This is a genomic window from Coriobacteriaceae bacterium, assembly GCA_025992855.1.
In the GTDB taxonomy this organism is placed as follows: domain Bacteria; phylum Actinomycetota; class Coriobacteriia; order Coriobacteriales; family Coriobacteriaceae; genus Collinsella.
Genome location: DAJPGB010000001.1, coordinates 240,713 through 266,969, shown reverse-complemented (window position 1 = coordinate 266,969; position 26,257 = coordinate 240,713). Strand labels below are relative to the sequence as shown.

23 protein-coding genes are annotated in these 26,257 nt (G+C 59.4%); 15 read left to right on the top strand and 8 right to left on the bottom strand.

Annotated features, from left to right (window positions below; all coding sequences use genetic code 11):
* Window positions 1-4: 4 nt before the first annotated feature.
* Window positions 5-886: an SDR family oxidoreductase gene (locus OIL88_01180; GenBank protein HJI70999.1), complete on the bottom strand. Its 882-nt coding sequence runs from the start codon at window positions 884-886 to the stop codon at window positions 5-7.
* Window positions 887-1,119: 233 nt separating this feature from the next.
* Between OIL88_01180 and OIL88_01175 the strand changes: the two genes are divergently transcribed.
* On the top strand, window positions 1,120-1,998 hold the full coding sequence (locus OIL88_01175) for a LysR family transcriptional regulator (protein ID HJI70998.1): 879 nt from the start codon (window positions 1,120-1,122) through the stop codon (window positions 1,996-1,998).
* A 120-nt stretch (window positions 1,999-2,118) separates the two neighbouring features.
* Entirely contained in the window at window positions 2,119-3,210 is a 1,092-nt protein-coding gene (locus OIL88_01170) for a GGDEF domain-containing protein (GenBank protein HJI70997.1), read from the top strand.
* Window positions 3,211-3,391: 181 nt separating this feature from the next.
* On the opposite strand, the gene OIL88_01165 is transcribed toward OIL88_01170, so the two are convergent.
* The 4 genes from OIL88_01165 to OIL88_01150 all read right to left on the bottom strand — a co-directional run bounded on the left by OIL88_01165 (window position 3,392) and on the right by OIL88_01150 (window position 9,023).
* Window positions 3,392-5,311, bottom strand: a complete 1,920-nt coding sequence (locus OIL88_01165) for an ABC transporter ATP-binding protein/permease (GenBank protein ID HJI70996.1) — start codon at window positions 5,309-5,311, stop codon at window positions 3,392-3,394.
* The gene (locus tag OIL88_01160; GenBank protein HJI70995.1) at window positions 5,304-7,100 is read right to left on the bottom strand and encodes an ABC transporter ATP-binding protein/permease; all 1,797 of its coding nucleotides are present in this window, start codon (window positions 7,098-7,100) and stop codon (window positions 5,304-5,306) included. The genes OIL88_01165 and OIL88_01160 overlap by 8 nt, the downstream gene beginning before the upstream one ends.
* Window positions 7,093-7,596: a MarR family winged helix-turn-helix transcriptional regulator gene (locus OIL88_01155; protein HJI70994.1), complete on the bottom strand. Its 504-nt coding sequence runs from the start codon at window positions 7,594-7,596 to the stop codon at window positions 7,093-7,095. The genes OIL88_01160 and OIL88_01155 overlap by 8 nt, the downstream gene beginning before the upstream one ends.
* Window positions 7,597-7,850: 254 nt before the next feature.
* Entirely contained in the window at window positions 7,851-9,023 is a 1,173-nt protein-coding gene (locus tag OIL88_01150; GenBank protein ID HJI70993.1) for a Fic family protein, read from the bottom strand.
* Between the two features lie 221 nt (window positions 9,024-9,244).
* On the opposite strand from OIL88_01150, the gene OIL88_01145 reads away from it, so the two are divergent.
* From OIL88_01145 to OIL88_01135, 3 genes are all read left to right on the top strand, one after another.
* Window positions 9,245-10,069 (top strand): PfkB family carbohydrate kinase, encoded by an 825-nt coding sequence (locus OIL88_01145; GenBank protein HJI70992.1) that lies wholly within the window; start codon window positions 9,245-9,247, stop codon window positions 10,067-10,069.
* On the top strand, window positions 10,062-10,391 hold the full coding sequence (locus OIL88_01140; GenBank protein ID HJI70991.1) for a TIGR04076 family protein: 330 nt from the start codon (window positions 10,062-10,064) through the stop codon (window positions 10,389-10,391). Before OIL88_01145 ends, OIL88_01140 begins: the two co-directional genes overlap by 8 nt.
* Window positions 10,392-10,573: 182 nt before the next feature.
* Window positions 10,574-11,935, top strand: coding sequence for an ATP-binding protein (locus OIL88_01135; GenBank protein HJI70990.1), 1,362 nt, complete (start codon window positions 10,574-10,576; stop codon window positions 11,933-11,935).
* A 46-nt stretch (window positions 11,936-11,981) separates the two neighbouring features.
* On the opposite strand, the gene OIL88_01130 is transcribed toward OIL88_01135, so the two are convergent.
* Both OIL88_01130 and OIL88_01125 read right to left on the bottom strand, forming a co-directional pair.
* Window positions 11,982-12,428: a low molecular weight phosphotyrosine protein phosphatase gene (locus OIL88_01130; protein ID HJI70989.1), complete on the bottom strand. Its 447-nt coding sequence runs from the start codon at window positions 12,426-12,428 to the stop codon at window positions 11,982-11,984.
* Window positions 12,429-12,488: 60 nt separating this feature from the next.
* The gene (locus tag OIL88_01125; protein HJI70988.1) at window positions 12,489-13,238 is read right to left on the bottom strand and encodes a MurR/RpiR family transcriptional regulator; all 750 of its coding nucleotides are present in this window, start codon (window positions 13,236-13,238) and stop codon (window positions 12,489-12,491) included.
* A 298-nt stretch (window positions 13,239-13,536) separates the two neighbouring features.
* Between OIL88_01125 and OIL88_01120 the strand changes: the two genes are divergently transcribed.
* Window positions 13,537-14,862, top strand: a complete 1,326-nt coding sequence (locus OIL88_01120; GenBank protein HJI70987.1) for a 6-phospho-alpha-glucosidase — start codon at window positions 13,537-13,539, stop codon at window positions 14,860-14,862.
* Window positions 14,863-14,944: 82 nt separating this feature from the next.
* Window positions 14,945-16,507 (top strand): PTS transporter subunit EIIC, encoded by a 1,563-nt coding sequence (locus OIL88_01115; protein HJI70986.1) that lies wholly within the window; start codon window positions 14,945-14,947, stop codon window positions 16,505-16,507.
* Between the two features lie 227 nt (window positions 16,508-16,734).
* Here the strand turns inward: OIL88_01115 and OIL88_01110 are convergent, their stop codons facing one another.
* The gene (locus OIL88_01110) at window positions 16,735-17,997 is read right to left on the bottom strand and encodes an MFS transporter (protein HJI70985.1); all 1,263 of its coding nucleotides are present in this window, start codon (window positions 17,995-17,997) and stop codon (window positions 16,735-16,737) included.
* Between the two features lie 152 nt (window positions 17,998-18,149).
* On the opposite strand from OIL88_01110, the gene OIL88_01105 reads away from it, so the two are divergent.
* The 8 genes from OIL88_01105 (at window position 18,150) to OIL88_01070 (ending at window position 26,004) form a co-directional block, all read left to right on the top strand.
* On the top strand, window positions 18,150-19,097 hold the full coding sequence (locus tag OIL88_01105; GenBank protein HJI70984.1) for an NUDIX domain-containing protein: 948 nt from the start codon (window positions 18,150-18,152) through the stop codon (window positions 19,095-19,097).
* A gap of 249 nt (window positions 19,098-19,346) precedes the next feature.
* Window positions 19,347-20,804 carry an SLC13 family permease gene (locus tag OIL88_01100; protein ID HJI70983.1) on the top strand — a complete coding sequence of 486 codons (1,458 nt, stop codon included), beginning with the start codon at window positions 19,347-19,349 and terminating at the stop codon, window positions 20,802-20,804.
* A 149-nt stretch (window positions 20,805-20,953) separates the two neighbouring features.
* The gene (locus OIL88_01095; GenBank protein ID HJI70982.1) at window positions 20,954-22,441 is read left to right on the top strand and encodes a UbiD family decarboxylase; all 1,488 of its coding nucleotides are present in this window, start codon (window positions 20,954-20,956) and stop codon (window positions 22,439-22,441) included.
* A 33-nt stretch (window positions 22,442-22,474) separates the two neighbouring features.
* On the top strand, window positions 22,475-23,053 hold the full coding sequence (locus OIL88_01090) for a UbiX family flavin prenyltransferase (protein HJI70981.1): 579 nt from the start codon (window positions 22,475-22,477) through the stop codon (window positions 23,051-23,053).
* Window positions 23,054-23,130: 77 nt separating this feature from the next.
* A complete protein-coding gene (locus tag OIL88_01085; GenBank protein ID HJI70980.1) occupies window positions 23,131-23,592 on the top strand; it encodes a MerR family transcriptional regulator in 462 nt (153 codons plus the stop codon).
* On the top strand, window positions 23,580-23,960 hold the full coding sequence (locus OIL88_01080) for a hypothetical protein (protein HJI70979.1): 381 nt from the start codon (window positions 23,580-23,582) through the stop codon (window positions 23,958-23,960). Before OIL88_01085 ends, OIL88_01080 begins: the two co-directional genes overlap by 13 nt.
* 201 nt (window positions 23,961-24,161) lie before the next feature.
* Window positions 24,162-25,031, top strand: coding sequence for a hypothetical protein (locus tag OIL88_01075; protein HJI70978.1), 870 nt, complete (start codon window positions 24,162-24,164; stop codon window positions 25,029-25,031).
* A gap of 79 nt (window positions 25,032-25,110) precedes the next feature.
* Entirely contained in the window at window positions 25,111-26,004 is an 894-nt protein-coding gene (locus OIL88_01070) for an aldose 1-epimerase family protein (protein ID HJI70977.1), read from the top strand.
* Window positions 26,005-26,257: the final 253 nt, after the last annotated feature.

The window sequence follows — 26,257 nt, the reverse complement described above, 5'->3', positions numbered from 1 at the left end:
TGGTTTACTGGTCAGTCGGCTTTGCGACGCCGGACTCATCGGACCAGAGCTCGACGCCCTTGTTCTTGAGGTAGTTGTCGGCGTATACGCGACGGCCGCCGGGCTTGGCGGTGAGGTCGCCCATCATGTTGGAGAAACCGCCATCGACCTTGATGGCGTCACCGGTGGTAAAGTCCGAGCGCTTGGACGCCAGGAACATGACGGCGTTGGCGATATCGCTGACCTCGCCGATGCGGCGCGTGGCGATGAGGCGGCTGCGGCTCTTCTCGACCTCGGGGTCGGCGTAGAAGTTGGCCGACATGGGGGTCTTGACGAAGCAGGGCTCGACGCAGTTGGAGCGCACGCCGTACGGGCCCCACTCGGCAGCGAGCATCTTGGACATCATGTTGACGCCGGCCTTGGTGGAGCTGTACACGCCCGAGAACGTCTCGGGGGAGTGGCTGGCGACGGTGGAGATGTGCACCAGGCGACCCTGGCCGGCCTTGATCATCTCGCGACCAAAGCGCTGCGAGGTGATGAAGTAGCCGGTGAGGTTGACGTTGAGCACCTGCTCCCAGTCGCTCAGCGGCAGGTCCTCCATAGCGGCGAAGCGCAGGATGCCGGCGGTGTTGACGAGGACGTCGACGCGGCCGAAGTTGGCGATGGTGGCATCGACGGCGGCCTGAACCTCGGCCTCGTCGGTGGCGTTCATCTTGTAACCCTCGGCGTGGATGCCAAACTCGGCAGCTAGGTCGGCGGCAGCGGCCTTGACCTTCTCCTCGTCCAGGTCGAGCATGACGACGTTGGCGCCATTGCGGGCGAACTCGCGGCAAATCTCGGCGCCCATACCGCCGAGCGCGCCAGTCACGGCGCAGACATCGCCCTCGAGCTTAAGCCAATTGCTCATAGGAACTTCCCTTCTTGTGCCTCCCGGTGGGCCGCTCCCATTAACCGACCCACGTGGTTTCCGCTGGTTATCGTATGCTTTGCATTTGCGCAGGTGAATTGCATATTTGTTAGAATGGCGTTAACTGTAGGTTTATACTGTGCGATGCAGGCTATTCTCAATTGAGCGCGTGACCTGCGAAAACAACCCCCTGTGGCACCATGCGGTCACGGGTGCGAAAACGGGAGATTGACGTGTACGATCGACGACTTGAGGCCATATCGGCCGCCGCGGAGCTGGGAAGCTTCTCGCGTGCGGCGGCAAAATTGCGCGTGTCGACTCCGGCGCTCGTCAAGCAGGTATCGGGCTTCGAGGCGGAGTTCGGTATTACGCTGTTTGAGCGCTCGCATTCGGGCGTCAAGGTGACGCCGGCGGGTGCTCTGCTGGTGGACGACGCACGCTCGATCATGCGCCAGTCCGAGGACGCCCTGCGCCGTGCTCGACGTGCGGCGGGTGACGGCGGTGCCGTGCGCCTGGGCGTGTCGATGATGTGCCCGGGGCGCCAAACGCTGTCGATGTGGACGGGCATCCACGATCTGGAGCCGTCGCTGCGATTTGAGATCGTGCCGGTAAGCGACCTCTACGACGAGCGCGAGACCGTCATGCGCAGCTTGGGCCGCGAGGTCGATGTGGTGCAGTCGAGTTTTTCTACCCCACGCTGGGGCGACACCTGCCAAAAGCTCCGCATCGTCAACGTGCCGTTTTATATCGACGTGCCGCGCACGAGCCCGCTGGCGCGCAAGACGCGCATCACGGTTGCCGACCTGGAGGGCATGCGCCTGCGCGTGCTCCGTCACGGCAACGACGCCATGGACAGCCTGCGCATCGACCTGTTGGCCGACGGCGGCGTGGACGTGATCGACGTGGACAGCTTTGACTTTGCGCTCTTTAACGAGGCGGAGGAAAAGGGCGACGCGGTGCTCACCTGCGGCGCGTGGTCGGGGGTGCACCCGGCCTTTGTGGGCGTACCGTTCCTCTGCGGCCGCGAGGTGCCGGTCTTTCTGCACTACCCGCTTGAGCCCACCCTTCAAGTCCAAAAATTCGTCAACGCCATGGCCCAACTCCTCAAATAGCTATCGTGTCGATGATTCTTTAATTCCCGTCCTAGAAAAATCATCTGGTAGAGTTGACCCCGCATGATTTACAAGACGCTATGCGCCACCTGCGCTTTTGCCATTTGAGGGAGTGAACTTATGAATACTTCTGTTGCCAAGAAGGCCAGCCAGGCGGTGCGCCTGCTCATGATGGTGCTCACGGCAGTTCTCATCTTCTTCTTCATCAATGTCATGCTGCTCGTCTCCGATATTCAGGGCACGGCGCGCGTGGTCAACTATGCCGGTCTGGTGCGCGGTACCACGCAGCGAATCGTTAAGCTCGAGGACGCGGGCCAGCCTCAAGATGACCTGCTCAAAGCCGTGGATTCATACATCAACGGTTTGCGTTACGGAAGTGACGACCTCAACCTCGTCCGTCTCGACGACGACGAGTATCAGGCAAAGATGACCGAGCTTGCAAACTATTTTGATGAGCTTTGCGCCGAGATCATCCGCGTGCGCGAAGTCGGCTATGAGAACACCGACATCATCGACATGAGCGAGGAGTTCTTTGGCATTTGCGACGATGCTACGCGACTCGCAGAGGACTATTCTCAGGAGAAGGCGTCGGCGCTCAACTATCTCGAGGGTCTGGTGATCATCGACATCATGGGCTTGGTGGCGACCTTTGCGGTCGAACTTGTTCGCGCGGTGCGAACTACCGCACTCAATCGCGAGCTGCAGAACAAAGTCTATCTCGACGAAGCCACGGGACTGCCCAACAAGAACAAGTGCGAGGAGATCTTGGGGCAGGAGCAGCCTGTCTCCGCGGAGGCGCCCGTTGCGGTGTGCGTCTTCGACCTTAACAATCTGCATACGGTCAATAACAGCTTTGGCCACGAGAAGGGCGACGAATACATCCGTTCTTTTGCCCAGCAGCTGGGGCGCGTGGCGTCCGAGACCTGCTTTGTGGGTCGCGACGGCGGCGATGAGTTTATCGCGGTGCTGCGGGATACCGATCGAGCTGCCGTGGAGTCCTGTCTCGCTCGGGTTCGTGCGAACGTGAACGAGTATTCCGGGGCCCACCCCGACATGCCTATCAGCTATGCGGTGGGCTACGCGCTTTCCAGTGATTTTGACGAGCCGCCTACCATACGTGAACTCTTTTCCCAAGCCGACAAAAACATGTACATCGACAAGAACCGCGTAAAGACAGCCGAGGCAGCCGGGCTGCAACGCGAGGAACGGTAAGCTCGTAACGGAGGGCATAGAAAAGCCTCCGCAGCTCGTGTGTGCTGCGGAGGCTTTATTCGTTGCGGTGCATTGTGTTTGGGTCGTTGAGATGAGTCGATTTGCCCCGAAAGAGGAGAGCATTGACCTTAGGGCCATGCCCGACGAATGAGCGGCAAATCGGCCATCTCGGCGAGCCGAACTACTCCAGCTCAAACGCTCCGGTATAAAGCTGGTAGTAATACCCGCGCTTGGCGATCAGCTCATCGTGGTTGCCGCGCTCAATGATGCGGCCGTGGTCCAGGCAGATGATCGCGTCGGAGTTGCGCACGGTGGACAGGCGGTGCGCGATGACAAACGTCGTACGGCCCTCCATGAGCTTATCCATGCCCGCCTGCACGATGGCCTCGGTGCGGGTATCAATGCTCGACGTGGCCTCGTCCAGGATCATTGCCGGCGGATCGGCGACGGCAGCGCGTGCGATCGAAATCAGCTGGCGCTGGCCCTGCGACAGCTGTGCGCCGTTGCCGGTGAGCATAGTGTCGTAGCCGTCGGGCAGTCGGGTGATAAAGTCGTCGGCGCCCGCGAGCTTGGCTGCCGCGATGCACTCCTCGTCGGTGGCGTCCAGGTTGCCGTAGCGGATGTTATCCATCACGGTGCCGGTGAACAGGTTCACGTCCTGCAGCACCACGCCCAGCGAGCGGCGCAGATCGGCCTTGCGGATCTTGTTGACGTTGATGCCGTCGTAGCGAATCTTGCCGTCGGCGATGTCATAGAAGCGGTTGATGAGGTTGGTGATGGTCGTCTTGCCGGCACCGGTGGCACCGACAAACGCGACCTTCTGGCCCGGCTTGGCAAACACGGACACGCCGTGCAGCACCTCGTGGTCGGGCGTGTAGCCAAAGTCGACGTTGTCCATGACCAGGTCGCCGCGCAGCGGTACGTACTCGATCTCGCCGGTTGCGCGGTGCGGGTGTTTCCACGCCCACATGCCGGTGTGGTGGTCGGCCTCCTCGAGCTGCCAGGTATCGGGGTTCACCTGCGCGTTGACGAGCGTCACGTAGCCTTCGTCGGTCTCGGGCTTCTCGTCGATGAGCTCAAAGATACGGTCGGCGCCGGCGAGGCCCATGACCACGGCGTTGATCTGCTGCGAGATCTGGCCGATCTGTCCGCAGAACTGCTTGGTCATGTTGAGGAACGGCACCACGACGGCGATGGACAGCGCCATACCCGAGATGCTCAGGTTGGGCACGCCCAGCGCCAGGAAAATGCCGCCGGCAAGGGCCACCAACACGTAGAGCAGGTTGCCCAGGTTCATAAGGATGGGCATGAGGATGTTGGCGTACATGTTGGCCTTCTGCGAGACCTCGAAGAGCTTTTCGTTGCGCTCGTCAAAATCGGCCTCGGCGGCAGACTCGTGGCAGAATGCCTTGACGACCTTCTGGCCGTTCATGACTTCCTCGATATGGCCCTCGACCACGCCGAGCTCGGACTGCTGCGCAATAAAGAAACGCGCGGAGTTGGAGCCGAGCAGCTTGGTCATAAAGGTCATAAAGACGACGCCGGCCACAATGACCAGGCACATCCACACGCTGTAGTACAGCATGATAAAGAATACCGTGACGATGACGATGGTCGTCATGAGCAGGTTGGGCAGCGACTGGCTGATCATCTGGCGCAGCGTGTCGATGTCGTTGGTGTAGTGGCTCATGATGTCGCCGCGCTGGTGCGTGTCGAAGTAGCGAATCGGCAGGTCCTGCATGCGGTTGAACATCTTCTCGCGCAGCTTCTCGAGCGAGCCCTGCGTGACGATGGCCATGGCGCGGTTCCAGAACAGCGAGGACAGGATGCCGATGCCGTAGATGCAGGCGAGGGTGGTCACGAGCTGTGCGATCTTGGGCTGTGCAGCTTCCCAATCGCCCGACTGCCACGATTCGCTAATAATCTGCAGGGCGCTCTGAAGGAAGGTCGCGCCGATGGAGTTGATGATGGCGCAGAGCACCACGCCGACGACGACGAGGGGCAAAAGCACGGGGTAGAAGCCAAAGAGCGTCTTGATGAGGCGCGACATGGTGCCACCCTTGCGGTTGAGCGCGCGCTCGGCGGTCGTTGCCTTACTCATGTGCCTCGCCTCCTTCCTGGGTTTGAGCTTGCGGTACGGATACCTCGGTGTCGGCCTCGGCAGACATCTTGTTCTGCGAGGTAAAGGTCTCGCGGTAGATTTCGCTCGTCTTAAGCAGCTCATCATGGTTGCCGATCTGCGCGATGCGGCCACCCTCCATGACGATGATGCGGTCTGCGTCCTGCACGGAGCTAATGCGCTGGGCGATGATGAGCTTGGTCGTGTTGGGCAGATAGCTTGCCAACCCTGCGCGGATCTTGGCGTCGGTCTTGGTGTCGACGGCGCTGGTGGAGTCGTCCAGGATCAAGATCTTGGGGCGACGCAGCAGGGCGCGCGCAATGCACAGGCGCTGCTTCTGACCGCCGGAAACATTGGAGCCGCCCTGCTCGATCCAGGTGTCATAGCCTTTGGGGAAGCCGTCGACAAACTCGTCGGCGCAGGCCAGATGTGCCGCCTCGCGGACTTCCTCGTCGGTGGCGTTCGGGTCGCCCCAGCGCAGGTTCTCGGCGATGGTTCCGCTAAACAGCACGTTTTTCTGCAACACCATGGCCACTTGGTGGCGCAGCGCGTCCAGGTCATAGTCGCGCACGTCCATGCCACCCACGCGCACGGTGCCCTCGGTGGCGTCGTACAGGCGGGCGATGAGGTTTACGAGCGTGGACTTGGCCGAGCCGGTACCGCCGATGATGCCGATGGTCTCGCCGCTCTTAATGTGCAGGTCGATATCGTCGAGCGCCTGGCGCTTCGCATGCGCAGAATACTTAAAGCTCACGTGGTCAAAGTCGATGGAACCGTCGACAACCTCGAGCACGGGCTCGGCGGGATCGGCGATCGTGGGCTCGGCGGCCAGCACCTCGGTAATGCGGTGCGCCGATTCGTCGGCCATGGTCACCATGACAAAGATCATCGACAGCTGCATCAGGCTCATGAGGATCTGGAAGCCATAGGTAAAGATCGAGGAGAGCTGGCCCACGTCGAACAGCGTGCCCTGGCTCGTGATGATGAGCTTGGATCCCAGGTAGATGATGACGACAAATGCGCCGTTGACGCAGATGTTCATCATGGGGTTGTTAAAGGCGAGCAGCTTCTCGGCGCGGGTGAAGTCCATCTGGACGTCGCGCGCAGCGGTCGCGAACTTCTCCTTCTCAAAGTCTTCGCGCACGTAGCTTTTGACCACGCGCATGCCGGTGACGTTTTCCTCGACGGACTCGTTAAGGGCGTCGTACTTGTGGAACACGCGCGAGAAGATGGGGCGCACCTTAAAGATGATAAAGAACAGTCCAAAGCCCAGCAGCGGAATGATGACCAGGTAGACCATGGCGACGCTGCCGCCCATGATAAATGCCATGGTAAAGGCGAAGATCAAGACCAGCGGCGCGCGCACGGCGATACGGATGATCATCATAAAGGCCTGCTGAACGTTGTTGATGTCGGTGGTCAGACGCGTGACGAGCGAGGAGCTCGAGAACTCATCGATGTTGGCAAAGCTGAACGTCTGGATCTTGTAGAACAGGTCGTGACGCAGGTTCTTGGCGAAGCCGCAGCTCGCATGGCTGCAGGTGACGCCGGCAGCGGCGCCAAAAGCAAGCGACGTCAGCGCGATGAGCACCAAAAAGCCTGCGGTGGGAAGCATCTCGGCTACGGTGGTGCCGTCTTTGATGGCATCGATCAGGTTGGCGGTGATAAATGGAATCAGCATCTCGCAGAGCACCTCGCCAAGCACGAGCAATGGCGTGGCAACAGCGACTTTCATATAGTCGCGGATGCTGCCCATGAGGGTTTTAATCATCCAGTTCCTCCCAGGTTACACGGATTTTATCGAGCATTTCGGCGAGCTGCTCGCGCTCGTCGTGAGTGAGGGCACTAAAGGCCTGCTCTCTAAAGCGAATGCGGGCCGCCTGGTCGATGCGGGCGTTTTCCCGGCCGGTTTCGGTCAGGCGAATGGTGAGTTGCCGTCGATCCTTGGGGTTACGGCTGCGCTCGATGAGGCCGTTGACCTCGAGCTTGGACAGGATCTCGGAAAGCGACCCCGGCTTGAGGTCAAAGTGCATGCCGAGTTCCTGCTGAGACATCTCGCCGCCGGGCTGCTTGGCCAGCAGGCAGATGATGGGCGCCTTGCCGGATACGCCGCCACCATGAAAATGCATGTAATGGCCGCAAAAACCCAGGCCGCTCAGGATGCGCTTGGCGAGTTTGTCTTCGGCGCTGACCGCTTCGGGTATGTCTACCGGTTGCGACGGGTCACCGCCGGGCTCATGCGGAAGGACGAGTGCTTCAACACACATATCTAAGCTTCGCTCCTTTCTTTAGTTAGGTAGAGAGATTGTTTTGTACCTAAGTGATTCTAGAGGTACCTAACTGATTGTCAAGGTACCGAATCGATTTTGTGGCAGTGCTGGGATGCCGGTGCCAGGGGAATCTTGGACAGTCTTTGCAGCGTAGATTCAGCGGGCCACGGCGTATCCCGGAGTTTCCGATAGGGTTCATTAAGGGGGCGAGACTGACAGTTGCCGGTTTCGCCCCCTTGGCTTTCCGGGACTTAGAGCGGCTCGTCGCCGGTTCGGAGGATGGCGAGATATGGCTCATATGAAAACGTGCGGTATCGTTTCCTGCTCGTATCGCGTTGGACAAGAATGCCCCAATCGGTAAATTGGGATATAAGGTTGTTTGCGCTCGATCTGCTAATCTGCATTCGTTCAGACACAAAGGCGGTGTCGACGATCGGATTGCCCTCGAGAAGGTCGAGTAGCATAAGGGCGTTCGTCGTAGCCCTTCCCGCCTTTTCGCGAATCAGCCTTTCGGTTTCCGAATGGAGGTCGACAAGCTTCCGCATCGAATCCCGTGCCTCGCGTGCGCTTGCAAGCAAGCAGGTACTGAAAAACGAAACCCATCCCTCAAAATCGCCTCTCTGCCTTACGCGCATAAGCCAATCGTAGTATTCGCTCCTGTGTCGTTTGAGCTCATACGAGGGGTAGATGACCGGCTTGGTGAGCGCCCCATCATGTATGAGCGAAAGGAGGATGAGCAGACGACCGAGGCGTCCGTTGCCGTCGAGGAACGGGTGTGTGGTTTCAAACTGGTAGTGCACCAAAGCGGCCTTGATGACCGGATCGATGTCGTCACGCTCGTTGATGAAAAGCTCGAGGTCGCCAAGTGCCTCCTTCATATCCTCCGTGTTGGGAGGGACATACGGGGCCTCATTGAGCGTGCAGCCGTTTGGTCCGACCCAGTTCTGAGTCGTCCTGAACTGGCCCGGCGTCTTGTCGGAGCCTCTGCCATTTCCAAGCAATGTGGCATGGACGGATTTGAGCAGCCTCATACAGAGTGGCAGTTCCTCCATGAGCTTGGTCGCCTGCTGCACCGCTCGAGTGTAGTTGACGACGTCGGTTAGGTCCCGGCTCGCATTGGATTCGTTTGACGGGTCAAGAACATCATCGAACGTACATTGCGTACCCTCGATTTGAGAGGACAAGAGCGCTTCCTTGCGAACGTACATAGAAAGGTACATGTCGATGTTCGGAACAAAGCGAGACATGCCCTCAACCTCGCCGAGTATGGCGCGGCAATCGGAGACAAGCCGCATGGAATCAGCGGATAAATTGATTGGAAAGAATGAATCCATATTGGCGGGTCTAAACGAATCATAGGCGAGGGCTCCTGAAAGGTTGTGCCTGACGTTTCCCTGTCGTCCGGGTGTGATGGGTGCGAGCATCGTTAGTGTCCTAAGAACAAATTTGAGCCAAAACTTGTTCTTAGAATTTTATAGCGCCTTCTAAGGCCAAGTTTCTGTAATAAGAAGCGTCAGAAAAACTCTAAGAACAAAATTACGCCCGAACTTGGTCTTACATCCGAAGGCAAGACTTAGATTGCACTGCGCTACACTTAGTCGCACTATGGCGCCGTTGCGCCGCGCCCGACCCAAGGGGGACTCTCATGAAGAATACTCAGCTGCTGCTGATTAACGATATGTGCGGCTACGGCAAGGTCGCGCTTTCCGCCATGCTGCCGGTGCTGTCGCACATGGGTTACCGTATCCACAATCTGCCGACGGCACTTGTGTCCGATACGCTCAACTATCCCAAGTTCTACATCCACGACACCACCGAGTACGTGCGCCAAAGCCTCGCTATCTGGGAGGAGCTCGGCTTTGAGTTCGACGCCATCTCGACCGGCTTTATCGTGACCGAGGAAGAGACGCGCATCATCTCGGACTTTTGCCATCGCCGTGCGCAAAAGGGCACCAAGGTGTTCGTCGACCCCATCATGGGCGACAACGGCAAGCTCTATGCGGGCGTGCCCGAGTCCACGATCGGTCTCATGAGGCACCTGCTCGAGTGCGCCGACTACGCGGTTCCCAACTACACCGAGGCCTGTTTGCTCACCGATACGCCTATCGCCGAGCAAATTACGCCCGATGAGGCCCGTGACCTTGTGGACGCAGTGCGCGAGCTGGGTGCCAAATCTGTGGTCATTACGAGCGCCGTAGTCAATGGCACGAACGCGGTTATCGGTTACGACCATGTGGCGGGGGAGTACTTTACGATTCCCTTTGAGCTCATTCCGGTCTACTTCCCGGGCACGGGCGACACGTTCTCGGCGGTGCTCGTCGGCCGCGTTATGGCCGGTTGGAGTCTGCAGCGCGCGACGTCCGATGCCATGCGTGTGGTGGCTGAGCTTATCGAGCGCAATGCCGACCAAGAGGACAAGTCGGCTGGCCTTCCCATCGAGGCCTGCCTGGATGTGGTTGACCATGAGTAATGCTGGCGAGGGCGGCGTCAAGCCTGCGGGCGAGAACAAGCCGCTCGGCGCGCCGCGTGGCAAGCGTCCGCGTATCCGCGTGAGCTGCGTGGACCAGTTGGGTACGTGCCGTTGCCACCATGGTCACAAGCCGGGCGACGTTTTTGACTTCGACCGCGATCGCGGCAAGATGTGCGCCATGGCCTGCCATGTGGGCTTTCCCTATATCGATATCCTGCGCTATGGCGGAACCGTGCCTGGCAACGAGCCCGGCACGGCAAAGTTCTGCTGCCCCGAAGTCGATACACTGAACGTCTGGCTTGCCGAGATCGTTGACGAGTAGTCGAGCGCAATGTGTCAAAGGGACAGCCCCTTTGACACATTCGCCGGTGGTGCCCCTTCTTTTGCTTATAATCTCAAATCTCTGCATTTCATCTGATTTTAGGTTATAAAAATTCTACGTTTCATCGATAATCAAGCATATAAAACTTTGCATTTCATTCGATGACACCGAGGGGAGAGCCTATGCTGCGCAGGAAAATAGCGGCAGAGCTGGAGCGTTGGCTGAAGTCTTCCGAGCAAAAGGCCTTGTTCATTACGGGTTCTCGCCAGATTGGCAAAAGCTATTCGATTCGCGCATTTGGCAAAGCCAACCATGCAACCTACATCGAGCTTAACCTCATGGAAAATCGCCAGGCAAAAGATGCTCTTCTCGAGGCGCGGGATGCCGATGATTTCATCAGCAGGGTGACGCTTCTTTCGGGAAAGTCGATTGCACCAGGCAAAACGCTCGTGTTTATCGATGAGGTCCAGGAGGCCCCCGACATCATGACGATGGCAAAGTTCCTTGTTGAGGACGGGAGGTGCCGCTGGGCGTTTTCGGGGTCAATGCTCGGGACTCAGTTCAAGGGCGTCAGGTCCTATCCCGTGGGGTATGTTCACGAGCTTAGGATGTTCCCGCTCGATTTTGAGGAGTTTTGCTGGGCAATCGGGGTGAGCGAGGGGGCTCGCCAAACGATACGTGACGCGTGTATCAGCGAGAGGCCCGTTCCTGAATACATTCATGACGCGATGATGGCAAACTTCAGGACCTATACCGTTGTCGGCGGAATGCCGGAGGTCGTGCAGCGTTTCCTTGACACGCGGGGCGACCTTGCCTCTGTTCGTCAGCTGCAGTCAGAGCTCAACGAACAGTACCGGCGGGATATCTCCAAGTATGCAAGCGGGCGAGCCCTTCAGGTGCAGAGCATCTACGATCAGCTCCCTATTATGCTCGAGGGCGAAAACAAGCGCTTCGTGCTCAATTCCATTGACCCTAAGGCGCACTACGAGAAGTATCAGCGAGATTTTGTATGGCTTGTCGATGCCGGCGTTGCTCTCAAAGCCGATATCGTAACCGAGCCAAAATCGCCCCTGCTCAAGACGGCACGGCCATCGCAGTTCAAGCTATATCAATCGGATACGGGCATGTTGATGGCGCGCTACCCCGTTGGAGTCGCCCAAGCGGCGTATCTTGATAGCAAGGAGCCCAATCTGGGCGGCATTTACGAAAACGTGGTGGCCCAGCAGCTGACTGCCCAAAATCGCCAGCTTTACTACTATCAGACAAAAAAGCGCGGTGAAGTGGACTTTGTGGTCGATGGACCGGATGGGACGGCTGTTCCGATCGAGGTTAAATCGGGCTCCTATTACCACGCGCACGCTGCGCTCGGTCATGTGCTTGATACGGCTGAATATGGCGTAAGGCTCGGGATTGTTTTCTCGAGAGGCAACGTTGAGCGCAACGGAGCGGTTCTCTATTTGCCGCTATATGCGACCTGGGCCCTTTCGGATGTTTTGGGCGACTCCTGCGCCGAGGGGATAAAGCTGGAGGTCAAGCCGGTCTAGGGCCAGTCTCGGATGTGACAAAGGCGTGGCCCGCGACCTCGATTGCCTACAGCTGCTCGAGCATAGCGGTGCAGCCGGCGAGCACATCGCGGTAGGTGGCGTCGAAATTGCCGGTGTACCAGGGGTCGGCCACGTCGCCGGGGCGATCGGTCCAATCGAGCAGGCGCGAGATCTTGCCGTCAGGGTCGTCGCCAAAGATGCGACGCAGGCCACGCGCGTTCTCAGCATCCATATAGACAATATGGTCCCAGTCGCCATACTCCGCGCGACGCACCTGACGTGCACGATGTGCGACGACGGGAATCCCGACTTCGCGTAGCTTGGCAACGGTACCGTGATGCGGCGGGTTGCCGATCTCCTCGGTCGAGGTCGCGGCAGAATCAATGACAAACTCGCCCGCGCGCCCGGCGCGGTGCACCAGCTCGGTAAACACCGACTCGGCCATCGTCGAGCGGCAGATATTGCCGTGACAGATAAACAGTACACGTTGCATAGAACGATACCTTTCATATAGAAGGCTGCTAAAGAGTCGAAGCCGGGCGCATGCCAAGTTTTATTTCTTGGCCAGTTTGAAGTAGCGCTCAAATATCAATTCGAAAACGTAATAGAACATCAATCGACTGTCGAGGTCCATGCTGCCCAAGCGGATTTCTTTTTGCACGGTGTAGATAGGGTAGTCGGCTAGTTTCGAGAGAGAATTTCGAGAAAACCCGGTGAGCGTGACGACCTTGCATCCGCGCGTTTTGGCTATCGATGTGGCGTCAATAGACACCTGCGTCTCGCCGCTTACGGAAACGCTGAAGACCAGGTCGTTTTTGCCGAGGAGTTCTGCATAATGCCTCATGACGTGGCGTTCACTGAGCGTGTCGGTATTCTTGCCCATTATTTTGAGCTTTTCAGCCATTTCGAGGCACGGGTACTTCGAAAAGCCCGAGCAGAAGAACACGATATGCGAGGCGTCCTGGATAAGACTCACAACCGAATCGATGACCCGGTCGTTAAGCAGATCTTTGGTCTGTACGAGCTGGGTATCAAGAGGAAGTGCCTCGATAGTGAATCGATTGCGGTCGAGCGAGGCGGAATACGATTGTTTGAGCTCCGTAAACCCCGAGAAGCCAAGCTTGTGGGCAAGCCTGACGATTGTATTGGGAGCGACGAAGAACCGTTCGGCAACGCTCTTAAGCGTGACATCGTCAATATCATCACGCAGCTCGATGATGTAGCGCATGATCTCGCTTTCGAGATCATTGAGCTTGCTCTCGCCAGCTCGCACATGATCATAAAAAGATTCTTGATCTTTCATAAGATGTTTCAGCCCCTCGCATCTCGCTGTACATATGGTACCGCTTTGTGTAGCCAAGTGAGAAATCGGTAATCGGTCAAGATTGCCTATTGCCCATGAGCTGGGCAAACGCGCGTGTCTGCCTACACATATCTGTGTCGTGAGCGAAATCATGTGTCCCCGTTTCGCATTGGCTCACACGGGGACTCTCAAATGACCTTATGTCGCAAAATATCAATCGAAACGAAGCAAGCCGAGGACAACCGCGGAGCCCAAGGCCTTCGAGAACACCGATCAGCCAACCCTGGAGGGACGGAACATGAAGGATAAGCTCAATATTGTGATCGTTGGCGGCGGCTCCACGTGGTGCCCTGGCATTCTTAAAGCCCTGACCAAGCACATGGACATTCTGCCGCTGAACCGAGTGATGCTCTATGACATCGATGCCGAGCGCCAGCGCCCGATCGGCGAGTTTGGCAAGATCCTCTTCGCCGAGGAGGAGCCCGGTGTGGAGTTTGGTTACACCACCGATAAGGACGAGGCTTACACCGACGTCGACTTCGTGCTCTGCCAGATTCGTACCGGCGGCTACGAGATGCGCAGCAAGGACGAGAAGATTCCGCTGCATATGGGAATCATCGGCCAGGAAACGGTGGGCCCTGGCGGCATGGCTTACGGTATGCGCTCCATGCATGACATGGTTGAGATCGTCAACGACGTTCGCGCTCATAGCCCGGAGGCGTGGATTATCAACTACACCAACCCGGCTGCTATTGTGGCATATGGTCTCGAGCGCGTCCTGCCCGATGAGCATCGCGTCCTCAACATCTGCGATCAGCCCGTCAACCTCATGCGCTCTTACGGTCGCCTGCTCGGTCGCGATATGAGCAAGACGGAGCCCGTGTACTTTGGCCTCAATCACTTCGGTTGGTTCAAGCACATCTACGATGAAGAGGGCCATGACCTCGTCCCGCAGATTAAGGAGTACACGGAGAAGAACGGCTTCCTTCCTGCCGATGCCGAGCAGCGTGACCAGTCCTGGCTCGACACCTACGCCATGGTCAAGGACATGCTCGAGGACTTCCCCGACTATCTGCCTAACACTTATCTGCAGTACTATCTGTATCCCGAGTACAAGGTCGCTCACCTCGACCCCGACTACACTCGCTCCGACGAGGTTATCAACGGTCGTGAGAAGCGCGTGTTCGCCGAGTGCGAGCGCGTTGCCAAAGTCGGCACCGCAAAGAACTCCTCGGTTGTGCAGAACGATGCTCATGGCGATATGATCGTGGAAATCACGTCGGCCATTTATCGCAACACCAACAAGACCTTCATTGTCATGGTTCCCAACAACGGGATTATCGAGGGCATGCCCGATGACGCCATGGTCGAGGTCGCGGCGAGCGTTGGCTCCAATGGCCCGCATCCCTACGCTGTCGGTAAGATCGGCACCTTCTATCGCGGCCTTATGGAGAACCAGTACGCCTATGAGCGCCTGACTGTTGAGGCTTGGATGGAGGGTTCCTACGAGAAGGCCCTGCAGGCACTCACGCTTAATCGTCTGGTCGGTGACGCAAAGAAGGCTCGCAAAGTGCTCGACAAGCTCATCGAGGCCAATAAGGATTACTGGCCGGAGCTTAAGTAGCTAGTTCCATAGCGCTTGATAACTGTTATGGGGCGTGTGGGCTGTAGAGCTGCACGCCCCGTTTCTTTAAGAGGGGTATCCCATGAACAAAGATGAGCTGCTGGCAAAGTTCCAGCGCCTGGGCAAAGTCCTCATGACGCCTGTCTTGATCCTGCCAATCGCCGGCATCCTTCAGGGCTTTGGCAATGCCTTTACCAGCCCCACCCTTACGGCAGCTGTTCCCTGGCTTGCTGCTCCGGGCTTTGCGATTTTCTTTTCGATTCTCAAGGCCGCAGCCGGCATCGTTATGAACAACATCCCGGTTATCTTCTCGATTTGTCTCGCCTATGGCTTCGCCAAGTCCGAGAAGGCTACCGCGGCGCTTTGTGGCTTTTTGGGCTACATGTGCATGAACTCCGTGATGGGCACGTTCCTTACGGCGACTGGCGTTATCGATCCCGCGAATCTTACGACGGGCCAGAGCACGATCCTCGGTATCACCACGCTCGACACTGGCGTTATCGGCGGTCTTCTGGTGGGTGCAATCGTCGCATGGTTGCATAACCGTTACTACAAGATTGAGCTGCCTGCCGTGTTCTCCATCTTCAACGGCACGCGCTTTATTCCGGCGGTAACGCTGCTCTCATGCAGCATCCTCGCATTGGTCATGTCCTTTGTTTTCCCGTTTATTCAGAACGCTCTCGGTGCGCTGTCCGAGTTCATCAAGACTACGGGTGCCTTTGGTGCATTTGTCTACGGCGCCGGCGAGCGCATGCTTCTGCCTTTTGGCCTGCATCACTTTGTCTATTTGCCGTTTTTCTTCACGTCGCTCGGTGGCGTCGAGACCATCGACGGCCAGACTGTTCAGGGCGCTATCAATATCTACAACGCGATCCTGGGCTCTCCCAGCACGCCGTTTAACATCGAGGTCAGCCGTTTTGTCATGAACGGCAAGGTTATCTTCGCCATGTTCGGCCTGCCCGGCGCTGCACTCGCCTTCTACAAGACGGCACTTCCCAAGAACAAGAAGAAGACCGCAGCGCTCATGATCGCCATCGTGGTGCCTTGCATCCTCTCCGGCATTACCGAGCCGCTCGAGTACTCCTTCCTGTTTATCGCGCCCATCCTCTACGTGTTCCACGCCCTCATGGCTGGTCTTGCCTATGCGCTGACCTATATCCTGCAGTTCAACGTGGCCGGTTCCGCGTCCTTCGGCGGCCCGCTCTTGTCGTTGATTTTTAACGGCATTATGGGTGCAGCCAAGGGCTCCAACTGGCAGGTTATCCTGTTCCTCGGCCCCATCTACTTCGTGGTGTACTACTTCGTCTTCAAGTTCATCATTCTTAAGAAGGGCCTTAAGACCCCCGGCCGCGAGGAAGAGTCCGACGATGAGGCCGAAAAGGCTCCCAAGACCGTGATCAGCGACCTCATCCCCGCCATCGTTGAGGCAGTGGGCGGCGACAACAATATTAAGTCTGTCGAGGCCTGCTTCACCCGTCTTCGCATCCAGCTCAATGACTGTGACAAGGTGGTTGATGACGCCGAGTTTACCGAAAAGCTCGAAGCGCGTGGTATCGTGCATGTTAACGGCGGCGTGCAGATTGTCTACGGCAACATGGCTTCTAACTACGCAACCCAGATGCGCGAGCTGCTGGGCATGGAGTAAACGCCCCATATATCTATAAAATCCGGTGTAGAAGGCGGCGGCAGACAATGCGTCTGTCGCCGCCTTTGAGTTGCCCCACGCGCATTTCGTGTACTTCGGATACACGAAATCGTAGAAAAGCGTGTATCTGAAGTACACGAAATTGCACTGCTGAAGCTTCCGGGCGGATAAACATACTCATATTGGGCGGTTCACCGGTTGCTCGCCACCTTGGGCTATGTTCGCCCCTATGCCTGCATCCGGGGCCGTGCTGATTGACGACGGCGCTCCCAACGTGCCAGCTTAATCGTCACCAGCGTGAGCGCCCAGGCCACAAGCGAGAACGTGGCGCCCACGGCGCCCACGTACGCAATGCCAACGCCGCTTACCACGGCGCCGCCCACTGCGGTGCCAAACGAGATGCCGACGTTAAACGCCATGGGCTCAACCGAACTTGCGAGTACCATCGACTTGGGATGGCGGCTGCGCGCCACGTCCATAAAGTGTGTGATGCACGAGACCGAGAACAGGTACATGAGCAGCGCCAGGCTAAAGACAAAGACCAGCGCGAGCGGCATGGTGCCGCCCACGGCAAACAGCCCGAGTAACGCCGCAGCCTGCAGCACAAACGTCACAAGCAGCGCCTTCATGCCAAAGCGCGCGTCGATCCATCCGCCCAAGATGTTCGAGACCAGGCAGAACACGCCGTAGGCCATAAGCGTGGTGCTCGCCTGAACAGTGCCCATGCCCAGCACCTGCTCAAGATAAGGCGTCACGTAGCCGTAGAACACATAGACCGATCCCACGCCAAACAAAAAGATGAGCATGCCGGTGATGATGCTCGGTTCGCGTAGCAGACCCGCCTGCTCGCGGAAGGTAGCGGGTTCGTCGGTCTGTCCGGCGCGCGGCATAAACGCCACGAGCACTCCGCAGATCAAAACGGCAAAGGTCAGCGTACCGTACATGGCCACGTGCCAGTCGAGCGTGTCGGCCACAAACTTGCCAATCGAGGTCACAAAGACCATCGCCACGGAAAACGCGCCGTACACGACCGAGATGGCAAGCGAAGTTTGCTGCGGGGACAGCAGCTCGGGGATGTACGTCACGCCCACGGCGAGCAGTGCGCCCGAGACGGATCCCAGGACAATGCGCGAGATAAACAGTACCTGGAAGTTGGGCGCCAACGCCATGACCAGATTGCCGAGCACAAAGATAATGCTGTAGCACACGAGCAGCTGGTAACGACGGAAGCGCCCCGTGCTGAGCGCAAGCACCGGCGTCGCGATAGCGTAGACCAGTGCAAAAACGCTGATGAGCTGGCCCGCAGTGGCAAGCGATATGCCGAGTTCCGTCGCCAAGTCACTTTCGATGCCGATGACCACGAACTCCGAGCAGCCGAGCGAGAAGCCCAGCAGCACGAGCAGCGCCAGGCAGAGCTTGGTGCGCGCGGGGGAGAGCGCGGCGGCGGTTGACTTACTTTTAGGCGTGGTTGCGGCGGTCAAGGTTGTCACTCCAATGTCGCATGAATAAGCGGGATTCAATCCCTGCAACTCTAACAGAATGTGTCAGGTGCCTGCCCCCTTTGTCGCAGGCTGCGCTTGCCTGTATAGTCGCAATACAGGCGAAGATGGTCTCAGGTACATCGCGGGCGACAGGAGATCCCATGGGTATGCACACGACAAAGGTTGCAGTGGGCGAGGGCAAGTTTGCGCTCGAGGCCCAGCTGACGGTGACACCGCGAGGCATGGCGGTGTACGCCTGCTCGCCGGAGTTCGCACACCTGGGCGCCACGGCGCAGGCCATTCCGCGCCCCGAGCCCGGCCGTACGGCGACGGTGAGCATCCTGGCCGTTCCGTGTCATCGAGACGAGATCCCGGCGCACGATATTGCGGCGGCGCTGGCCACGCGCTTTGGCGTGCCGGTCGTTGCAAGCACGGGTTTTCATGTTGAGCAGGCGAGCGGGGACGACCTGCAGCGCGTGCTCGATACCACCAAGGAACTCATCGCCGCGCTCGAGGAGGCCGCAGCCCGCATTCTGCGCGCCGGCTGGGATGAGGGCGGCGCAGGCGCCGAGGTCGTGGCGGTCGATGCCGCGACCGGCGAGGCGCTTGGCCCCGTCGACCGCATCGAGGCCCATACCGGCGAGGGCATCCTGCATCAGGCATTTCTGACGCTTTTAGTCGAGGGCCGGGGCGAAGACGCGTGTCTGCTGCTCTGTCGCCGTAGTCCGCTCAAGCGCCTGTGGGGCGGGGTGCTGGCCGATAGCTGCGCCGGCCATCCGCTCCCCGGGGAAGACGTTGCCGCCGCGACGGCGCGTCGCATCAACGAAGAGCTTGGCATTACGCGCGAGCCCGATCAGCTCAAGCACCTCGGACACGTGGTGTACCGCGAGGACCACGGCGACGGCCGCTGCGAGTGCGAATGGTGCGAGGTCTACCTTGCCCATGTTGAGCCGGGCGAGCTGCATATCAACCAAGAGGAGATCTCGGAAGTGCGCCCGGTGACCCCGTTCGAGCTCGATGGCTACCTGCAGGGTCATCCCGAGCAGCTGGCCCCCTGGCTTCGTGAGGCCCTCAACGACCCATCCATCCGTGCTGCCCTCGCAATGTGAAAAAAGACAGTCCCTTTGCCACATCCAAATCGTCACAACATTCGATGAAAATCTCGAAATCGAGGAAAAGCGTCGAATGTTGGGACGGTTTTTCTGCCCAGAGGGGAAAGCCACAAGCCATCCAAAAAATCTCGCTTGACTGTATTGTCACAACACAGCGCAACGTAAGGGGTGTCCAATAACGGGCGCCCCTTTTTAGCGGCAAGGCCGCTGTGAGTCCGGAGCGCCCCCAACAAGAAAGGTGGGGAGATGGAAGCGGAAAAGAAGGCGTTTAAGATCACCAAGCGCGAAATTGGCTTTGTGCTGGGTATCGTTGTCTTTTTGCTGGTGAAGTTTCTTCCTTTGGCGGAGCTGAGTTCGACGGTCGAGCTCACGGTCGGCGGTCAGACCTGTCTGGCGCTGACGCTCGCCACGGTGGTGTTCTGGGCATGTGGCGTGGCACAGCCGGGCTTTGTGGGCCTGCTCTACTGCGCACTGCTCGTCCTGTTCAAGGTGTGCGTGGACGACACAGGCGCCGCGAGCATCTCGGCGACGGTCGCCTCCACGTTTAGCTCGTGGACCAAGGCCACCATGTGGCTCGTCATCGGCGCCTACCTCATCGCCAGCGCGGTTAAGGAGTCGGGCCTGGGCGAGCGCATCGCTTACGCGTTCATGCTCAAGTTCGTGCGCGACGCCAAGTCGCTCATCATCTCGATCTTCGCGCTCACCTTTGTGCTGTCGCTGCTGATCCCGCACCCGTTCCCCCGCGCCTTCCTCATCCTGGCCGTCGTCTCGGTCATCGCCGAGTCCGCCGGCTACGGTGATGACGACAAGGGCAAGCTCGGCTTCCTCGTGTTTGCCGCTGCCGCCCCGGGTTCCATGTTCTTCCTGACGGGCGACTCCACGCTCAACCCGCTCGTTGCGCAGTACAGCGCCGAGGCCGGCGGCATGAGCCCGTCCTTCGTCGACTGGTTCCTGTACATGAGCGTGCCTATGCTGGTCGCGCTGCTGTGCACCCTGTTCCTGGGCCTCTTCCTCTTTAAGCCCAGCAAGGAGCTCGTCTACGATCGCGAGCAGATCGTGGCCAAGCAGGCCGCGCTCGGCAAGCTCTCCGTCAAGGAGATCCGCACCATCGTGTGGCTTGTCATCGCCATCGCGCTGTGGCTCACCGTCTCGGGCGACTACATCGGCTGGGTTACCTTGGCCATCGGCGTCGCGCTCGCCATGCCCATCGTCGGTGAGGTCCTCACCCCCGCCAGCTGGAACGCCGTCGACATCAAGTCCCTCATGTTCCTGACGGCTGCCATGGCCGTGGGCTCCGTGGGCGGTGCCACCGGCATGAACGCCTGGATTGCCGACGTCGTGCTCCCCAGCTCCGTGCCCGAGAACATCTTCCTGTTCGCCCTGCTCGTCGCCGCGCTCTCCATGATCATCCACATGTTCATGGGCTCGGTTATGGCTGTGCTCGGCGTGTGCGTACCGGCGTTCATCAGCTTTGCCGCTGGCTCCAGCGTGAGCCCGCTCGCCGTGGCGCTCATCGTCTTCACGTCCATCAACATCCACTACATCCTGCCGTTCCACAACCTGCCGATCCTCATTGGCGAGGGCAAGGACGCCGGTGGCTACACCTCCAAAGAGGCCATGCGCATGGGCATCCCGCTGACCGCGGTCGTCTTTATCGTCGTGCTGGTCGAGGCCGCCTGGTTCCACGTCTTTGGCCTGATGTAAGCAGCCGAGCGCTTTGGCTTGGACCACCACTCGGGCTTAGTTGAATGCTCGATTTGAGCCGGGCGCTCAATCAGTGAGCGCTCCGCCCCCAAACATAAACCAACCCGGCGGCACTCCGTCGCCGGGCTCTCTCCCGAAAGGAGCACGCTATGTCCACTACCGATGCTTCCCAGATCCACGACCTGCGTTCCGCGCTCGACTTCCTGCGCGAGATGCCGGGCCAGCTGCTCGAGACCGACACCCAGGTCGATCCCGATGCCGAGGTCTCGGGCGTCTACCGTCACGTCGGCGCCGGCGGCACCGTCATGCGCCCGACCAAAGAGGGTCCGGCCATGGTCTTCAACAACGTCAAGGGCTTTGACGACGCAAAGGTCTGCATCGGCATGCTTGCCAGCCGCAAGCGCGTTGCCGCCCTGCTCGACCTGGACGAGGAGCACCTGGGCCTCGAGATCGGCAAGCGCTTCGAGAACCTGATCGCCCCCGAGCAGATCGCCGAGGGCAAGCACGTCGACTGCCAGGAGGTCGTGTACAAGGCGACCGACGAGGGCTTCGACCTGCGCAGGATCGTTCCCGCCCCCACCAACACACCCGTCGATGGCGGCCCCTACATCACCATGGGCCTCGCCTACGGCACGAGCCCCGACGGCTCCCAGTCCGACGTGACCATCCACCGCTTCTCCTGCGTCGACAAGGACAAGCTCGCCATGTGGATCACCCCGGGCAGCCGTCACCTGGGCGCGTTCTTCGACGAATACTGCCAGCGCGGCGAGGATATGCCCATCTCCATCTCCATCGGCCTGGACCCCGCCGTGTACATGTGCTGCGGCTTCGAGGCTCCCACCACGCCGCTCGGCTTCAACGAGCTGCAGATCGCCGGCGCCCTGCGCGGCCATGCCGTCGAGCTCGCCGACTGCGTCACCGTTCCGCAGAAGTGCATCGCCAACGCCGAGTACGTGCTCGAGGGCTACCTCATGCACGACGAGACCATCAACGAGGACGTCAACGGCCACGGCTACGCCATGCCCGAGTTCCCCGGTTACACCGGTGGCGCCAAGGTCTGCCCGGTGATCAAGATCACCGCCGTCACCACGCGTGTCAACCCCATTATGGAGAGCTGCATCGGCCCTTCGCACGAGCACGTGTCCATGGCCGGTATCCCCACCGAGGCTTCCATCTACAAGATGGTCGAGACCGCTATCCCGGGCCGCCTGCTCAACGTCCACGCTGCACCCTGCGGCGGCGGCAAGTTCGTTGCCATCATGCAGTTTAAGAAGTCGAGCAAAAATGACGAGGGCCGTCAGCGCAACGCCGCCATGCTCGCCTTCTCGGCATTCTCCGAGCTCAAGCATGTGATCTTGGTTGACGAGGATGTCGACATCTTTGATATGAGCGACGTGATGTGGGCCATGACCACGCGCTTCCAGGCCGACGTCGACCTCATCACCATCCCCGGCTGCCACTGCCACGTGCTCGACCCGTCCAACGACCCTGCGTTCGACCCCACGATTCGCGAGCACGGCATCGCCTGCAAGGCCATCTTCGACTGCACGGTTCCGTTCGACCTCAAGAAGAATTTCATTCGCTCGCAGTTCATGGAGATCGACAAGGACAAGTGGGCCAAGGAGATTGCTTTCTAGTAAGTAGCCCTACCAAGTAGTTAAGGAGTTGTCATGCCTGAGTCTTCTGTCCGTCCCCGTCGCATTGTCGTTGGCGTGTCTGGCGCCAGCGGTGCCGCGCTGGGCCTTGAGTGCCTCAAATGCCTGCGTCAGGCCGGTGCCGAGTCGGCGCTTGTCGTCACGCGCGGGGGAGAGATTACCATCGAGCAGGAGCTCGGCATGACGCTCGACGAGTTTGCGTGCCATGCCGATGTGGTCTACGACAACAAGAACATCGGCGCCGCCATCGCAAGCGGCACCTATCCGGTCGACGGCATGATCGTGGCGCCCTGCTCCATGAAGACGCTCGCCGGCATCGCGAGCGGCTACAGCGAAAACCTGTTGCTGCGTGCGGCCGACGTGCAGATGAAAGAGCAGCGCCGCCTGGTGCTCATGGTGCGCGAGACGCCCTTCAGCGCCATTCATGTCGACAACATGGCGCGCCTGGCGCGCGTACCGGGCGTCATGCTCATGCCGCCCATGCTCACGTTTTACAACGGCCCCGCCACGCTCGATGACGCGGTGCATCACATCGCCGCCAAGGCGCTCGAGGCCGTCGGCGTGTCATGTGCAAACTATAAGCGCTGGTCATAGATGTCTTTAGGGTAGGATACGAGTAGTGTTTGAGCCCGCTGCCCCTGTGGGCGGCGGGCTTTGTGCGCTAAAAGGATGTGGCAGGAGGACTTATGCAGACGGGCATGTATGCGATTAGCGAGATGGCGAGCTTGTTTAACGTTTCGCGCCAAACGCTCATCTACTACGACAAGATCGGCCTGTTTAAGCCCGCCGTGGTCAACGAAAAAGGCTACCGCTTCTATTCGCCCACGCAGATCCCGCTCATGCGTCTGATTTGCATGCTGCGCGACCTGGGGCTCGAACTCGACGAGATCGACCGCCTAACCTCGACGTTCGACATTGGCGAGATGACCGATCACCTGCGCTCGCGGGTGCAGGCGCTCGATGAGCAGATTGCCGGGCTCAAATCCGAGCGCGCGAGCGTGAAGGCAAGCCGGAGCTCAAGCAGTTCGAGCGCCGCTACGTGGTCTTTGAGGAGTTTCCGGGCGATATCGAGCGCGGCCGCTCGATGCTTCACCCCACGCTCATGCGGGCTATCCTGCGCATGCGTACGTTGACGGGCACGCGTCCCATGCGCGGCTGGGGCGCCATGCTGCGTCGCGAGGCGCTGCATTCCGACGATCCCATCGCCGGCGCTGGCTCCTTTGCCGTGCTGCCGCGCGGTGCCGAGGAGCTGCTGCCGAGCGATCCCTCCGAGCTGGCAGAGATCGGCATCGAAGTGCTGCCCGAGGGCACATACCTGTGCATGAGCCGCTGGGGCATGCCGTACGAGCCCGAAGGCATCCGCGCCATCGTGGCCTGCATGGACGAGCACGCGCTCCAGCCCGTTGGCAACGCCTTCGACTTTTGCTACCTCGATACCACGAGCTACGACGAGTCCCACCAAGAGGACTTCTGCTGCATCCAAATCCCCGTCGCCCTCTAGATGTGACAAGGGGACTGCTCCTTCGTCACATTCGTGGTGTGGCTGCTGCCCAAACCGTCACAACATTCGATGAAAATCTCGAAAACGAGGAAAAGCGTCGAATGTTGTGACGCTTTTCCTGTCTGTGCCGGCGAGCTCCCGTGCCATCTGGGGGTATAAGGCTAGCAAGTGTTTATTTGCGAGGCCTAAGGGGCGCCCCGTATGGATATCGATAACTTTGAATGGTGGTATAGCGAGGGCGAGGCTCCGGACGAGGAGTGGGACGAGCCCGCGCCGCGTGACGTGTCGAGCGACGAGGACGAGACCGGCAGCGATGCTGCTGTCGAGCCTGACGCCGCCTCCGATGCCGCCGAGCCTCTGACCTTTGAGCAGGCTTGGGCCCAGGCTGAGGCCGACGAGGCAAAGGCCGATGCCACGGCCACACTCGGTGAGCCAGCCGACATGTCCATCTCGCCGGCAAAGACCCCGCAGCCGCGTCACACTATCGATCCCGACAGCACGGCATCCTTCAGCATTCTCGACGTGCCCTCGCAGGGTGCCCAGGCGCCTGCGCCCACGCATCGCCCCGATCTGGCTCGCGAGGAAGATGCGGGACGTCGCTCTCCGCTTGGCCCCATCCTTATCTCCTTTATGGCCGGCGTTATCGCATGCTCGGTAATTGGAAACGTCTGGAGCCATGTTGAACAACAGCGCAAAGACGCCGCCAAGGTCGAGATGTCCGTCGAACAATCGCTCAGCCGCACGCGCTCGGTGCATGTATCGGTCGAGGTCAAGGACGGCGCGACGTGGGACACCGCGCGCGGCGACAGCCAGATGCTCGTCCATATCGTGGGTCGCACGCTCAAGGGGCAAGCGATCGACGAGTACCAATACGTCAATTCCGAAGGTGACGGTATCGAGCTCAAGCCCGGCGACTACGAGCTCACGGTCGATGAGCCGCCCGTCGCCACCGACGGCACGCGTTACCGCGCCTCAAAGCGCATGGTTCCGGTGAGTTTTAATTCACAGGCGCCCGATACGGTCGATAGCACGCCGCAGGGCGGGTTTGACCTTTACGCTATTGCTCAATAACTGCACCTGTCGCTCAACCCCGCCGCCAAGAGTGGGACAATAGCCCTCGACACCGTTGTTTACTATTGGAGGAAGTAGCATGTCCACCGTCACTACCATCAAGCGCGGCGGCCTCACCGCGGCCATCGATTCCATGGGCGCCCAGCTCACGAGCCTTGCCCTCAACGGCAACGAGTATCTGTGGCAGGGCGACCCGGCCTTTTGGGGCAAGCATGCGCCTATCCTGTTCCCCATCGTGGGATCGCTGCGCAACAACATGGCGACATCTGCGGCCGGCACCTGCGAGATGCCGCGCCATGGACTCGCTCGCATCGTCGAGCACAAGTTGGTCGAGGTTTCGGAGGATGGCTCCTCGGTAACGTACGAGATCACTGACACGCCCGAGTTGCTCAAGGCGTTCCCGTTCCACTTTAAGCTCAACATGACCTATGCCCTGACCGGCGACGCCACGCTCACGCAGACCTTTGCCGTCACCAACACCGGCGACGTGGCCCTGCCGTTCTCGGTGGGCGGTCATCCTGCATTCAACGTGCCCGCCCCCGGTGCCGAAGACGAGGCGTTCGAGGATTACGAGCTGGCGTTTACCGAGGCTTGGACCAACGAGGCTCCCATCATCACGCCCGACGGTCTTATGACGTTCGAGGGTAGCTACAAGGCCCCCGATAACTCGGACGTGCTGCCCATCACGCACCGCAGCTTCGATAACGATGCCATCATGTTCACCGATGTCCCGGGTTCCACGCTCACGCTGCGCGGCCGCAAGTCGGGCCACGGCGTCAAGATCGACTTTGAGGGCTTTAAGTACATCGGCGTGTGGTCTGCCGCCAACGACGCCCCGTTTGTGGCGCTCGAGCCCTGGACCGGCCACACCACCATGGACACCGAGGACGACGTCTTTGAGCACAAGGTCAACACCATTACCTTGGCACCGGGTGAGACGGACGTTCGCAGCTTTAGCGTTACCCTGCTCTAGAGGTTCCGCCGTTCTAACGAACGACGGACCGGTCGACGCTGCGCGCCACCCAGAGCGACAATTTGTCATTCAAAAGGCAAGGCATGACCAGAAGGTCTATGCCTTGCCTTTTTCATGCTAACTTGTTCGCTCTGGGTGGCGCCCGCTGGCATTGCCAAAACATCGACGCTCCCAATGACTACCGTGTGTCTATTAATTTTTCGAGCTTGTGCTGCGCTGCTGGTCGCTGGCGTATATCCTGTTAAGTCGTCAG